13 protein-coding genes and 1 riboswitch are annotated in these 14,003 nt (G+C 49.7%); of the genes, 7 read left to right on the top strand and 6 right to left on the bottom strand.

Features of this window, described 5'->3' with window-relative positions; translation table 11 throughout:
- Window positions 1-13 precede the first annotated feature (13 nt).
- The 5 genes from I8U18_RS06325 (at window position 14) to sdhB (ending at window position 5,752) form a co-directional block, all read left to right on the top strand.
- Complete coding sequence (locus I8U18_RS06325) at window positions 14-1,030, top strand: ABC transporter ATP-binding protein (protein ID WP_033102113.1); 1,017 nt, start codon at window positions 14-16, stop codon at window positions 1,028-1,030.
- Between the two features lie 106 nt (window positions 1,031-1,136).
- Window positions 1,137-1,250: riboswitch (SAM riboswitch) on the top strand.
- 107 nt (window positions 1,251-1,357) lie between these two features.
- A complete protein-coding gene (metX, locus tag I8U18_RS06320) occupies window positions 1,358-2,431 on the top strand; it encodes a homoserine O-acetyltransferase MetX (protein ID WP_198055373.1) in 1,074 nt (357 codons plus the stop codon).
- A gap of 144 nt (window positions 2,432-2,575) precedes the next feature.
- On the top strand, window positions 2,576-3,226 hold the full coding sequence (locus I8U18_RS06315) for a succinate dehydrogenase cytochrome b558 subunit (protein WP_033102115.1): 651 nt from the start codon (window positions 2,576-2,578) through the stop codon (window positions 3,224-3,226).
- A gap of 16 nt (window positions 3,227-3,242) precedes the next feature.
- Window positions 3,243-5,003 (top strand): succinate dehydrogenase flavoprotein subunit, encoded by a 1,761-nt coding sequence (sdhA, locus tag I8U18_RS06310; protein ID WP_033102116.1) that lies wholly within the window; start codon window positions 3,243-3,245, stop codon window positions 5,001-5,003.
- On the top strand, window positions 5,000-5,752 hold the full coding sequence (sdhB, locus tag I8U18_RS06305; protein WP_033102117.1) for a succinate dehydrogenase iron-sulfur subunit: 753 nt from the start codon (window positions 5,000-5,002) through the stop codon (window positions 5,750-5,752). Before sdhA ends, sdhB begins: the two co-directional genes overlap by 4 nt.
- Before the next feature lie 81 nt (window positions 5,753-5,833).
- On the opposite strand, the gene I8U18_RS06300 is transcribed toward sdhB, so the two are convergent.
- The 6 genes from I8U18_RS06300 to I8U18_RS06275 all read right to left on the bottom strand — a co-directional run bounded on the left by I8U18_RS06300 (window position 5,834) and on the right by I8U18_RS06275 (window position 12,152).
- On the bottom strand, window positions 5,834-6,748 hold the full coding sequence (locus tag I8U18_RS06300) for a DUF1002 domain-containing protein (RefSeq protein WP_033102118.1): 915 nt from the start codon (window positions 6,746-6,748) through the stop codon (window positions 5,834-5,836).
- Window positions 6,749-7,140: 392 nt separating this feature from the next.
- A complete protein-coding gene (locus tag I8U18_RS06295) occupies window positions 7,141-8,673 on the bottom strand; it encodes a fumarate hydratase (protein ID WP_198055372.1) in 1,533 nt (510 codons plus the stop codon).
- Window positions 8,674-8,786: 113 nt separating this feature from the next.
- On the bottom strand, window positions 8,787-9,029 hold the full coding sequence (locus I8U18_RS06290; protein ID WP_198059523.1) for a DNA alkylation repair protein: 243 nt from the start codon (window positions 9,027-9,029) through the stop codon (window positions 8,787-8,789).
- Between the two features lie 21 nt (window positions 9,030-9,050).
- Window positions 9,051-9,395, bottom strand: a complete 345-nt coding sequence (locus tag I8U18_RS06285; RefSeq protein ID WP_033102121.1) for a winged helix-turn-helix transcriptional regulator — start codon at window positions 9,393-9,395, stop codon at window positions 9,051-9,053.
- Window positions 9,396-9,702: 307 nt separating this feature from the next.
- Window positions 9,703-10,473, bottom strand: coding sequence for a hypothetical protein (locus I8U18_RS06280; RefSeq protein WP_033102122.1), 771 nt, complete (start codon window positions 10,471-10,473; stop codon window positions 9,703-9,705).
- A 110-nt stretch (window positions 10,474-10,583) separates the two neighbouring features.
- Window positions 10,584-12,152 (bottom strand): alkaline phosphatase family protein, encoded by a 1,569-nt coding sequence (locus I8U18_RS06275; protein WP_198064597.1) that lies wholly within the window; start codon window positions 12,150-12,152, stop codon window positions 10,584-10,586.
- 154 nt (window positions 12,153-12,306) lie between these two features.
- On the opposite strand from I8U18_RS06275, the gene I8U18_RS06270 reads away from it, so the two are divergent.
- Window positions 12,307-13,506: a M24 family metallopeptidase gene (locus I8U18_RS06270; protein WP_033102124.1), complete on the top strand. Its 1,200-nt coding sequence runs from the start codon at window positions 12,307-12,309 to the stop codon at window positions 13,504-13,506.
- A gap of 266 nt (window positions 13,507-13,772) precedes the next feature.
- Window positions 13,773-13,991: a helix-turn-helix domain-containing protein gene (locus I8U18_RS06265; protein ID WP_198055370.1), complete on the top strand. Its 219-nt coding sequence runs from the start codon at window positions 13,773-13,775 to the stop codon at window positions 13,989-13,991.
- The last annotated feature ends 12 nt before the right edge of the window (window positions 13,992-14,003 follow it).

Raw genomic sequence — 14,003 nt, 5'->3', positions numbered from 1 at the left:
AAGGAAGAGAAAAATGGGGACGAATCCGCTTTTGGAGGTAAGCGATTTGCACATTTCGTTTCAGGTGGACGGCGGGGAAGTGCAGGCGGTCCGCGGTGTTACTTTTGCCTTGCACAAAGGGGAGATGCTGGCGGTAGTCGGTGAATCGGGCAGCGGCAAAAGCGTCACCGCCTTGTCGCTGATGCGGCTCATCCCTGATCCCCCGGGCCGGATCAAGCAGGGGAAAATCATGTTTGACGGCAAGGATTTGACAAAACTCTCCGAGCGGGAAATGTTTCAAATCCGTGGCTCAAAGATCGCGATGATTTTTCAGGATCCGATGACTTCCTTAAATCCGACCATGACCGTGGGAAGACAGATTATTGAAGGGATCCGCTGGCATCAGCAGACGGGCGTGACCGAAGCGAAAGAAAAAGCGGTGGAAATGCTGAAATTGGTCGGAATTCCCAATCCAGAAAAAAGATTGACGCAATACCCGCACGAATTTAGCGGCGGAATGCGCCAGCGGGTGATGATCGCCATGGCCCTCGCTTGCAATCCGCAAGTCCTGATCGCCGACGAACCGACGACGGCACTGGATGTTACGATTCAGGCCCAGATCCTGGAGCTGATGAAAAAACTTCAGCGGGAAACGGATACGGCGATTATTCTCATCACGCATGATCTGGGGGTTGTCGCGGAAACCGCAGATCGCGTTGCGGTGATGTACGGGGGACGGCTGGTGGAAACCGGCGGGGTGGAAGAAATATTTGCGGATGCGCGCCATCCCTACACCTGGGGATTACTTGATTCCATGCCACGCTTGGATCTGCCGCGTGACCGGCATCTGGAACCGATTCCCGGCTCGCCCCCCGACTTGTTCTCTCCTCCAGCCGGTTGTCCATTTGCCGACCGCTGTCCTCATGCCATGAATATCTGTCATGAAGAAATGCCGCCGGTCACCCAGATTACCTCCACCCATCAGGTTTTTTGCTGGCTGGAAGACCCGGCTGCGCCATCGGTAGAGAGGAAAAAGCGAATCATCGGCTGAGTTTCCCGAAAAGGCAGTGCATTTCTCCGATTGAGAGACAGCAGCTTGACACCCGGGCAGTTTGGCGATATGATCAGAATGATGAATGAAGAAAAATTGAAAATTCTTCTTATCCAGAGTGGCGGAGGGACTGGCCCGATGAAGCCCGGCAACCTCGCTATGATCATTAGCGGTTGGTGCCAATTCCTGCAGAACGCAGAATCGTTCTGAGAGATGAGAAGAGGCTTGAAGATAAATAGCGTGAGCAAAGAAGCCCTCTTCTTTTTGAAGAGGGTTTTCTGTTTTCATGACATAGGTCTTTTACCTAAAATCATTGGAGGAATGAGGATGTTGACACGGGCCATCAGCCGGAAAAATACAGAAAAAATCGGTTCGCTGCAATTGGAGTCCGGTGAAAAACTCGCTGAGGTGGAAGTGGCGTACGAGCTGGCGGGAAAATGGACGCTTGAAAAGGATAACGTGATTGTCGTTTGTCATGCATTGACGGGGGATACTCACACCGTCGGGGATGAACAGTCACCGGGCTGGTGGGACGGCTTGATCGGGCCTGGAGGCTATATCGACACGCAGCGGTATGCAGTGATCACCATGAACACGCTCGGCGGGTGCAACGGGAGCACGGGGCCTTCCTCACCCCATCCAGAGACAGGCACTCCTTATGGAAGCCGTTTTCCCAAGGTGACCATCCGGGATATGGTCAAGGCCCAATACATTTGCCTTGAAAAATTGGGGATCAGACACGTGAAAGCGGTGATCGGGGGATCGATGGGAGGCATGCTGGCCCTCGAATGGGCGGTGATGTACCCCGACTTTATGGACGCCTGCATTCCGATTGCGACCGGGGCAACCTTGTCCTCGCTGTCGATGGCTCATAACGAAATCGGGCGCCGGGCGATCATGCTGGATCCGCAGTGGCAAGGCGGGGATTATTACCCGGGTTCCGGCCCCCTCAACGGGTTATCGACGGCACGCATGGTGGGCATGGTCACTTACCGGACCGAAGATTTATTTGAACGGCGCTTCCGCCGGGAGGGAGAAGAAAATCCTTATTTGCAGGTTGAGAGCTATTTGCGGTACCAAGGTGAAAAACTGGTCAGCCGGTTTGATGCCAATTCCTATCTCCTGTTTCTTTCCGCAATGGACGGGCATGATATCGGGCGGGGACGCGGTGGAATCGAGAAAGCAGTCGAGATGATCCGCGCCAGGATCTTAACGATCGGGATTACGGAAGATATGTATTTTCCGGTCAGGCAGCAGCGTTCCTTTCATCAGCTTTGTTTAAATAAAGGGAAAAACGCAGTTTACCATGAATTTTCATCATATTACGGACATGATGCCTTTTTGGTGGAATTTAACCAATTTGGCCCCAAAATACGGCAATTTTTGGAGGTAAGCGGCTAGTTTCCCCCCCTTGATGGTTCCTTGACGGTACTTCCATTTCGGGAGTAAAATAAATACCGAGTTGAAACCCTTTTCTATTATTGTTATTTTGGAAGAGTTTTCAATTCTCTTTACTGCGATTATGACCTGGATTGGAGGCAAAAGATGAGCACGCAACGCAGTTTTTTCAACCGTCGGATACACTCGTTGCTGGGCGTAATACCGGTGGGCTTTTTTTTACTTGAACACTTGTATACCAACTATTACGCCACCAAAGGGGCAGGCGCTTTTGTAGAGCAGGTTAAGTGGCTTTGGCATATTCCCATCTTAACTGTTCTGGAAATCGTTTTTATTTTCTTGCCTCTTTTGTATCACGGGATTTACGGTTTGTATATCGCTTTTCGGGCGAAAAACAATGTGGGGAACTTTGGTACATTCCGCAACTGGATGTTCCTTCTGCAACGGGTTACCGGCGTGATCACGTTGATTTTCGTCATTTGGCACGTCTGGGAAACGCGGGTTCATGTGGCGCTGGATCATTTGACAGCGGAACAACTGGCGGAACTCATGGCAACGATCCTGCAAAATCCGGTTTTCCTGACCCTGTACCTGATCGGATTGATCTCCGCCGTCTTCCACTTCAGCAATGGAATGTGGGCGTTTCTCGTCAGCTGGGGGGTAACGGTCGGACCGCGCGCACAAAGGGTATCCACCTGGGTCTGGGGCGTTGTTTTCGTGATCGTTTCCTACATGGGTGTGTCTTCGCTGTTAGCATTTGCAAGACCAGAATTCATCCAACAATTGGCACAGCATTAGAAGGGAGCACATGCCAATGAATGAAAAAATCATTGTTGTAGGCGGCGGGCTGGCCGGTTTAATGGCTACGCTCAAGGCGGCTGAAGCAGGCGCCGATGTTCAACTCTTTTCCCTTGTCCCCGTAAAGCGCTCTCACTCCGTGTGTGCACAGGGAGGCATCAATGGTGCTGTGAATACCAAAGGAGAAGGGGACTCCCCGTGGGAACACTTCGATGATACGATCTACGGCGGCGACTTTTTGGCAAACCAACCGCCGGTAAAAGCGATGTGCGAAGCGGCACCGGGAATCATTTATCTGATGGACCGGATGGGTGTGCCATTCAACCGCACACCGGAAGGGTTGATCGATTTCCGTCGCTTTGGCGGAACCAAACACCACCGTACTGCCTACGCGGGTGCAACCACCGGGCAGCAGCTTTTGTATGCGCTTGATGAACAAGTGCGCCGCTACGAAGTGGAAGGACGCGTTACTAAATATGAGTATTGGGAGTTTCTGAGAATTTTGCAGGATGACGCAGGAGTATGTCGGGGGATTGTTGCGCAAAATTTAAGAAGCAGTGAAATTGTGGCATTCCCGGCAGATGCGGTCATTCTGGCGACCGGCGGACCGGGAATTATCTTTGGTAAATCGACCAACTCCATGATCAATACCGGTACGGCGGCGAGCGCTGTTTATCAGCAAGGGGCTTATTATGCCAACGGCGAGTTTATCCAGATTCACCCGACAGCGATTCCGGGAGATGACAAACTTCGCCTGATGTCGGAATCGGCCCGGGGAGAAGGCGGACGCGTCTGGACCTATAAGGACGGAAAACCGTGGTATTTCCTCGAAGAGTGGTATCCGGCCTATGGAAACCTGGTACCGCGTGACATTGCCACACGCGCCATTTTTAAAGTGTGTGTGGATATGAAACTGGGGATCAACGGCGAAAACATGGTCTATCTGGACCTCTCGCACAAAGATCCGAAAGAATTGGATATCAAACTCGGCGGTATTATTGAGATTTATGAGAAATTCATGGGAGAGGACCCGCGCAAAGTCCCGATGAAAATTTTCCCTGCCGTTCACTACTCGATGGGCGGATTGTGGGTTGATTATAACCAAATGACCAACATCCCCGGCCTGTTTGCAGCCGGCGAATGCGATTATCAGTATCACGGGGCGAACCGTCTGGGCGCAAACTCGCTCCTGTCCAGCATTTTCGGCGGAATGGTGGCTGGCCCGAAAGCGATCGAATATGTGCGTGGCCTTGACAAACACATTGATTCAATTGATGCCAGCCAGTTTGAGTCCCAAGTGAAAGCCGAAGAGGAAAAATACGAAAACATCCTCAAAATGGACGGGACCGAGAATGCATATGTTCTGCACAAGGAACTGGGCGAATGGATGACCAACAACGTGACCATCGTGCGTTACAACGACCGCTTGAAGAAAACGGATGAAAAGATCCAGGAACTGATGGAGCGCTATCAGAATATCAGCATGGTTGATACCAGCAAATGGAGCAACAGCGCAGCATCGTTTACTCGCCAGCTGTGGAACATGCTGCAACTGGCCCGCGTCATCACCATTGGTGCCTACAACCGGAATGAAAGCCGCGGGGCTCACTATAAACCTGATTTCCCTGATCGTAACGATGAAGAGTGGCTGAAAACAACCAAGGCGAAATTCACTCCGGAAGGTCCTGAATTTGAGTATGAACCGGTCGACATTTCTCTGATCAAGCCTCGTCCGCGTCGCTATGATGTGGATAAGGGAGGGAACAAAAAACAATGAGCGAACAACAATTTGTACACCTCATCGTCACACGGCAGGACGGTCCGGATGGAAAGCCGTACAAAGAAGAGTTTAAAATCCCTTATCGAAAAAACATGAATCTTATTTCCGCGTTAATGGAAATTCAGCGCAATCCGGTCAATTCCAAAGGCGAAAAAGTGTCTCCGGTACAGTGGGAATCCAACTGTTTGGAAGAAGTTTGCGGTGCGTGCTCCATGGTGATCAACGGCAAACCCCGTCAGGCGTGCACGGCTTTGATCGATAAACTGGAACAGCCGATTCGCGTTGAACCGATGAAAACTTTCCCGGTCGTACGCGATTTGGTTGTCGACCGCAGCCGCATGTTTAACGCGCTGAAACGCGTAAAAGCGTGGATTCCGATCGACGGGACGTATGATCTTGGTCCGGGGCCGCGCATTGCGGAAAACGAGCGGCAATGGCGTTATGAGTTGTCCAAGTGCATGACCTGCGGCGTCTGTCTGGAAGCTTGTCCAAACGTCAATACGAAATCTGATTTTATCGGTCCGTTTGTCGTCGGACAAGTCCAGCTCTTCAACTCCCACCCGACAGGGGCCATGAACAAGGAAGAGCGCCTTGAGGCATTGCTGGGCGAAGGCGGTTTGCAAGAATGCGGAAACTCACAAAACTGCGTTCGTGCCTGTCCCAAAGGCATCCCGCTTACCACTGCGATTGCCAAGTCCAACCGCGATGCAACCAAACACATGTTTAAAAAATGGTTGTCTTTCTAAGAAAGTGGCCGTCAGCGACATGCTGGCGGTTTTTTCTGTATAAAAAAGGAACCACTGATTCGTGGTTCCCGTTCATTTCGATTAATTCTTTTTGTCCGAAGCGTTGGTGAAAAATTCTCCGATCGAGCTGAAGAAATCTCCCAGCCATTCAAAGATCGTATCGATAATTCCCTGTGTCGTATCCGAGTTCAGGATATCCTTAATGTCGCCGCGCAGGCTTTGCAATTGGCTGCTGATTTGATCCCAGTCGATTCCAAGTTTGTTGAAGTTCTGTGCGTATTGAACAAGGTTATTGATGGTTTCCTGGTTCAGGTTAATATTGAAATCGTTCGATACATTAACGATAATGTCACGATAATCCTGCGGGGTTTCCGGTTTTTGATCGGAGACCTCTTCTTTTACTTTATTGATGAACTGCACTGCTTTGTTCGGATCTTTGATCTGGTCAGCCAGCTGGGAGGTGACGACGATTTCTTCGTTGGCCACTTCTTTTTTGTTTTCATCGATTTTTTGCCCGGTTGCCGTTTCAAATGCTTTGATGATCCCGGTCAGACCAGCCGTTCCCGATACGCGGAACGGAGCTGTCACATAAATATCAGCATCTTTGATACCTGCGGTGATCGCGGCATTTGCATACATGCTGGGTGTGATATTGGTGATGTTTTTTGTTTTGACCGAGATGCCTCCGGAGTTGTTTATCGTGATTTTAGCGGAGGAAATCGCTTTGGTTCCGATGACATTATCACTTAAGTATTTCCCTAAATATTGGTGTTCTTCCTGGTTGGTCACATCGACGATCCGCACATTGCCGGAATTTTCATCGACACCCATTTCTGCCAAGATATTGTCACGTTGCGTACCTGTCAAGTCTTTACCCAAAGTGACAACGGTCTGCGCTTCAATGGCATCAGCAGAGGCAAGCGAAGGTAGCAACATCGTCATGGCCGTGATGAAGGAAAGAGTCAAAATACTAAATTTCTTCCAGTGTTTTTTCATGTGAAATGAAATCCCCCTTTTCATAAGAGAAAACGAGAAAAGTAAAAGATGGGTTTCGCCATTTCCGCTGCACACCCGGATGTTTTTTCACGGCGAAAATGGGAAAATCCGGTGAGCAAAAAGCGGCTCAAATCTAATTGTAGCGTGTTCCGCGTCATCTGTGAACAAGAAAAAAGTAGGGAACTTTATATTTATCAATAAAAAAGCTGCTTCCCCAGGGGGAGACAGCAAGGGAGCAGTATTCAGGCAATGAAATCCAAGTGCATTGCGGGCAAGGGGAGCGGTACCCTGCCAACCTTTCTGTGTTTCTGATGGGCGGTCAGTCGGGCTCCACTCCCTTCCCGATTTTGTTTTACGTTGATCTTCGGGTTGTTCAAACAATCAGGATTGTGTTATTTGAAAACCGGTTCTTTCAGTTCCGCCAATTTTTCAAGCGAACTTTTTTCGATGTCGGCGTGAAGGCTGTTGCCATGTGAATCCATTGTCACAATCGCGGCAAATCCTTTTACCTGCAAATGCCACATCGCTTCCGGAATTCCGAACTCCATAAAATCGACTCCATCCACATGGGTGATGCAATCGGCATAGTACTGCGCTGCGCCGCCAATCGCATTGAGGTAAACGGCTCCATGTTCCTGAAGCGCTTTCAACGTCTTTTGTCCCATACCGCCTTTGCCGATGACAGCTCGAACGCCGAATTTTTTGATGATATCCCCTTGATACGGCTCTTCGCGAATGCTGGTGGTGGGACCGGCCGCTTTCACTTCCCAATTGCCGTCTTTGTCTTTAAGCATCACGGGACCGCAGTGGTAGATGACGCCGCCTTGCAAATCGACGGGTGAATCATGGTCAATCAGATATTTATGAAGCGCATCCCGCCCGGTGTGAATGGGACCGTTTAAAATCACGATGTCCCCCACTCTCAGCTGACGGATTTGCTCTTCGGTAATGGGCGCGGACAGTTCCACCTTGCGGCCGCTTGCAACCGGGTTTGTCTTTTCCTCAGCCTGAACGGATGGCTTTTTGCCGGTATCTTTATAAATCCAGTCCTTGATCTCTCCGGTATTGGCATCAAGGTAAACGCCCTGGCGGCGGAAAGCCCAACAGTTATAGGCCACGGATACATAAAAGCTGGCGGGAATACGGTTGATCGCTCCGATTTTGCATCCCAGCAGTGTGGCATTTCCACCGAATCCCATCGTTCCGATGCTGAGGGTGTTGGCTTTTTCCATGATATAGTCTTCCAGTTGGGCCAGCGAGGGATTGGGATTGGTGTCATCCAGCCTGCGGAACAGCTGCTTTTTGGCCAGTTCATAACCGGTGGTCCGGTCTCCGCCGATTCCCACTCCGATAAAACCGGCGCTGCATCCTTGCCCCTGTGCCTGGTAGACGGCATGCAAGATGCATTTGCGGATTCCGTCCAAATCACGGCCGGCGCGTCCAAGCCCCTCCAATTCGCAAGGCAGGCTGTATTGGATGTTTTTGTTTTCGCAGCCGCCTCCCTTCAGGATCAGACGGACTTCGATGTCATCCTTTTCCCACTGTTCATATTGAATCACAGGGGTGCCTTCACCAAGGTTGTCACCGCTGTTTTCGCCTGTTAAAGAATCAACCGAATTGGGGCGTAATTTCCCCAATTTTGTCGCTTCCTTCACCGCTTCGCGTATTTGTTCACTCATTTTCAGTTGATTTACTCCAACCGGAACCTTGATTTTAAAGGTGAGCATCCCGGTGTCCTGGCAAATGGGGGAAACGTTTTCTTCTGCCATTTTGATATTCTGGTCGATGGTGGCCAGCGCGAGTGCGGAGCGGGTGCCGGCGTTCTCTTTTTCGCGCGCGGAGCGGATGGCTTCCCTGACATCCGGTGGCAAATTGGTTGATGTTTCGGTAATCAGTTTCAGAATGGATTCTTTTAAAGCGTGCATGAATAACCCCTCTTTGCTCCCATTTTTTATCCATCCTCTATTATATCGCTCCTTAAAAGATGAAAAAAACCCCTGATCATCAAAACGATGACCGGGGGATGGATAAAAGCAGGTTAATTCAAGCTTCGCAGGGCATTTTTAATAAAAAGTTCCTCCGAATCAATCATTCCGCATACTCCGCATTGCACACGGTATTGTTCACCATGGTAGCGGTATTGAAAGGGATCCTGGTCAGAGACTTGTTCAATGATCTCCCCTGTTTGCGCATCTTTTTTGACAGGGGTGACCACTTGTTCAATCAGGTTAAACCGGCTGCGGTTATTGCCACAATGGGGGCAAAGATAAGGAAACGGCATTGGAAATAACCACCTCCAACATTACGTTTCCCGTCTAGTCATGCTTTCATGCAATTCTGCCCCGATCCATTGCTCAGCCCAGTCTTGGATGGAATCGAGTACGGGGGCAAGTGCTTTCCCTTTTTCAGTCAAATCATATTCGATACGGACAGGCGTTTCTGGATAAACGCGCCGCTCGACTATACCGTGCGCTTCCAGTTCTTTTAATCTCTCTGCCAGCATCCGCTCGCTCATTAAAGGAATTTGTTCACGAATATCACGAAAACGTCTGGTTTTTTCCATTAAAACGCGAATAATCAAACCGGTCCATTTTTTGGAGAGTATTTCAATTGCCGCTTCAAACTTCGGGCATATGCAACGTTCCATTCCTCTCACCTCACTTATTATCTTAGCAGATGTTTGCAGGCTTGGCATCTTTCGCTGTTTGTTTGAAGCGGGTTGTTTGATTCGGCTTGAAGAATTGTTAAATCCAGGGTGTTGGCAATACGCGTTGCATTTCCCGGGGAATAAAACGGAAAGCATTCGTCTCTGGTCAAGATGAAAGTCAGACGGGGCAGTCCGTTTGAACCGAAGGGAGATCAGGACTGCTTGGCCCAATCCGGCACAAAAAAATCCCGCTTGATGCCGGTCAGGTCGCTGCGGAAATACACTCATCCACTCCCGTGGATCTTTGTTACATTATTTTCTCCGTCGGCAGTGGTTCATCTTGAGGATCGTGGGGGCCTTCCTGCTTTTTTGCCTCCTCCAGCAAGGAATCGATGGTGGATTTATACCTTCCGAAATACTCGCGGATCTGTCCGTTGCTCCATCCTTTGTTTTTGAATGTTAATAAATGGTCCAAAAGCAGGGGGGACCACAATAATCCCAAAACCGTTTGCGTAAAGGTGTGGGCCGCGATCTCACGTAAACACTGCAAAGGTTTTTTAATGGCAAAAGGCCCTTTTTGCTTCACCGTCACTTTGGGCAAAACTTTGTCCGTCCGCCCGTATTTCGTTTCTTCCAAATGATGAAACCACTCATGATATAAATGCAGTAACCAAATTTCCTCTTCCGGCACTTCCTCACCGTTTCTTTGAAAAAACTGACGGATCTGTTTGAGGGAATGGCGGTAAATGGCAATGGTGGGCGGCTTTTTTATATACTGGGCCCGGATGGACGGATCAGCAGAATGTTTCTCCAGGAATTTGATTCGCACTTTTTGTTTCAACAGATGGTTGATAAAACTTCCCAGCGGGCGTTTTTTCCCATGGAGTGAGGCGATCCGTTCGCCTGTTGCGATTGCTTGTTCGATGAGAGCAGGAACTTGTTCCTTGGAAAGGTATGGATATAATTCGTCCTGTTCCATTTCCGCAAAAAAAAGATAAAAAGGGGGGAGTTGGGGACAATCGTCCAACGTTACTTCATGGAGGTGTTTCCGCCTGATTGAGGGTGTAGTTTTATTCACATTTTCCCTCCATTCCTGCCGTTTTTATAAAGTTGTATGATTGATATGGCTTGACCCATTCCTCACGGAAAAAACACGGCGGCCAGCTTCTTCCCTCCAGTGCCCCGTCATTATTGTTTTTGGCTTAACATGTCAATGATCCATTTTTTCAGATCAATGATGCGAAAATGGTCCGGCGAAGAGTCGGTTCCGCAAACAATCATCGGTACGATGGAATCCAGATGATGGAGTGAACCGTGGCATGCCCCTTTGTGCGTCGGGGAACTGTCACCGATCAACTCATAGCCTGGAGCAGCCGTAACGACGATAACCCGTTCCCCCGTATCCATCACATTGCAAAGGCGAAACAAGACATCGGGGAAGATGCCGAACTCCAATATTTGATTTTCCTGGATTCGGATGTCCAATATGGACAAATCTCCGCTGATCTCCCAGGCCTGTCCATACGTATCCGTATATCCTCCGCCTGGTTTGAACTGCAATTTTCCCTCGGTACTTCCGCTGACCACGTAAACCCAGTCCTGTTCCCGCCAAGCGATCACATCCAGTCTTGTCTCTTCCTTTAAAACATGAATCACTTGTTCCACCGTCAGCGTTTCATCGATCAAATAAATGTAAGCCATCCGCTCGTTGACGCACAGCACCAGCTGATCCCGGGCACTTGGTTTCTTTCTTTTTGTTGGCATAATCTGAAACGGATGCAGCAGTTTGGTCAAATCGATGTAAGCCTCTTGCTTGTTGGGAAGCATTGCTGTTTGTCCGCTGTCTCCGATCACAATAAAAGTCGCCTTGCGAATCGCTTCTTCCCATGAACCAAAAGCGCTTAGAACCTTCTGCAGTTCGACGTCGGCCTTTGCAATCCCTTTGATCTCCTGGGGGCCTTTTTTGTGAACCGCATCATCGTTGGATGGGAAATAAGCGATGGTAAACAAGGGCAATTGACCATTCTGTATGAGCGAAGCCAATTCAGCGCTGCTGTAGCGGTCATTAAAGCCGTAGCGAAAAAAACCGCTGGCCGGTCTGCTTGTACGGAAGAGGCGGGCCATGGCCCCGAAAGAGAAGAAAGCCGGCGCCTTCGCGGCAATGGTGCGGGGCAGCAAGCCCAACAAAGTCGCGAACCATGGTACGGTCAGGGTTTGCTCATGCGGCCCGCGCATAATGATGGCATTGACCGAAGCTGTCGGTACCGCCAGCTCTTCATGAATCGTTTTGACCTCTTTATTGATAAAATGCTGGTTCAAGTTGAGCAAGCCATCTTTTAACACGTTTTTCAACCCGATCGTGAAGGTTTCTTTCAGACCGGTACCGAAGTTGACGACCCGCCCTTCCTGTTTGTGAAAATAGGTGAGTCCGAATATATGGTGCCGATTCGGAGGCATTCCTGTGAGCAGCGTGGTGTCAATGCACGCCGACATGGTTGGAAAAGAAGAGATCACCCGTGGATAATAATGACCGTGATCCCGCAGGTATTTTAGTGCGGGTGCTTTTCCCGCCTGGATCGTTTCCCTGAGCGGAGCGTCCATCAGAGAATCGATCACGATTAAAATCACCGGGCGGGTTGAAGCGCCCAGGTCCGTTTTTTCTTCCGGGCGATTTCCTGCACCTGCGGGCGGCTTTGCAGCCAACAGCAAGACAATGACAATTAGCGCGAGAATAAGGAAAAACCAGGTTAAGAGCATTTGGATTTCATCCTCTGTTCATAAGATAGTTCTAGTCTTTTCACGGGGACGTGATGTTATACGGTTTTTTGGGTCATCGCTTTTTCCGTTCTCTGTTATACTTAATAGTAGGTTCGATTCCCCGCCAATTCATTTGGAAAGGAATGTTGCCGTCATGCATCCATTGCCCAAAGTACCGGAAACCGAAATCAAAACCAGAGTCCGGCGTTTTCAAAATACTTTGAGTGCCCTTGCGATAGACGGAGCACTGATTACCCAGAATATCGACATTTTTTACTTAACCGGCACCATGCAAAATGGCCTTCTGTATGTCCCACAATCGGGTGAACCGTTATTTTATGCGAAGAAAAGCATTGACCGCGCCAGCTTTGAATCCGTGATCCCTGTTGTCGAAATGGGGCGGCAACGGGAATTGGGACAGAAAATCGCCAGCCGGTTTGGCCAGCCGAAAAAAATAGGACTGGAAATGGATGTGTTGCCGTACGGACTGGCGAAACGCTATCTCAGCCTCTTTCCCGGAGCCGAAGCGGCAGATATCGCCTTTGCTCTGCGCCAGATTCGCGCAGTGAAATCGGAATATGAACTGAAACACATTCGCGAAGCGGGAAAACATTTAAATGAGATCATCGCGTCACTTCCCGGTATCATTGCGCCGGGGATGACCGAATTGGAGCTTTCCGCCAAAATTGAATATGCCTTGCGCCTGAAAGGAAATATCGGGATTTTTCGGATGCGCGGATATAACCAGGAGCTTTGCCTGGGCATGGTTTCGTCCGGATCGGCTGCGGCAACGCCTACCTATTTTGACGGCCCGGCCGGCGGTTTGGGGCTGTCAATCGCCAGTCCGCAAAGCGCCAGCCGCAAAAAGCTCCAGGCTGGTGAACCGATTCTGGTAGATATCAGTAACGTGGTTGAAGGATATCTGATCGACCAAACCCGCATGGCCGTAATCGGTGACCTCGATCCCGAATTGGAACGTGCCTATCAGATCGCAGTTGGCATCATTCGCGAAGCCGAGCGGATGGGCGTACCCGGGACTCCCTGGCAAGCGCTCTACCAGCGTGCACTGGAAATGGCCGCAGAAGCGGGACTGAGTGAAAACTTCATGGGCTACGGCAGAGACCAGGTCAAATTTTTGGGCCACGGCGTCGGGCTGGAAATGGACGAACTGCCAATTCTGGCACGCGGATTTGATCAACCGCTTGAAGAAGGCATGGTCATCGCCATCGAACCCAAATTCACCTTCCCCGGCCGCGGCGTCATCGGCATTGAAAATACCTACGTCGTCACCGCAGAAGGATTGAAAGCGCTCACCATCGCTCCGGAAGAGATCATCCGCATTCCTGAAAAATAAGAACATGGTAAAGAGCATGGGGGGGAGGGAGAACCTCCTCCATGCTTTTTTGCGGATCACGTCGTTACCCGCTTGTCATCCCCGTAACATCCCCCCCTCCCGGGGCATAAGATAAGGAGAAATTAACAGCAGTACTGAGAATAACAAAGGGATTTAGCCTAAATTTTCAGTAACGCTTCACGACAACAAATACACGCTCATAATATAACTTGACTGGTCCCTGACCCTTGTATTCCAAGTGCTCGAGCAAGGAAGGGTGGCATCATTTGACTAACCAAAAAGGCAAACCCTTATTAACAAACCGGGAGAGGGAAGTTTTTGAGCTGCTGGTACAAGACAAGACCACCAAAGAAATAGCCCAACAACTCTTCATCAGCGAAAAAACAGTACGTAACCATATCAGCAACGTCATGCAAAAGTTAAATGTGAAAGGACGATCCCAAGCCGTAGTGGAGTTGGTAAGATTGGGCGAATTAAAGATATAGTCTGCATGTGAC

It is taken from the genome of Thermoactinomyces sp. CICC 10522 (assembly GCF_016055075.1).
GTDB lineage: Bacteria > Bacillota > Bacilli > Thermoactinomycetales > Thermoactinomycetaceae > Thermoactinomyces_A > Thermoactinomyces_A daqus.
Note: the sequence above shows the minus strand (reverse complement) of the source record. Positions and strands in the feature narration are given on the sequence as shown.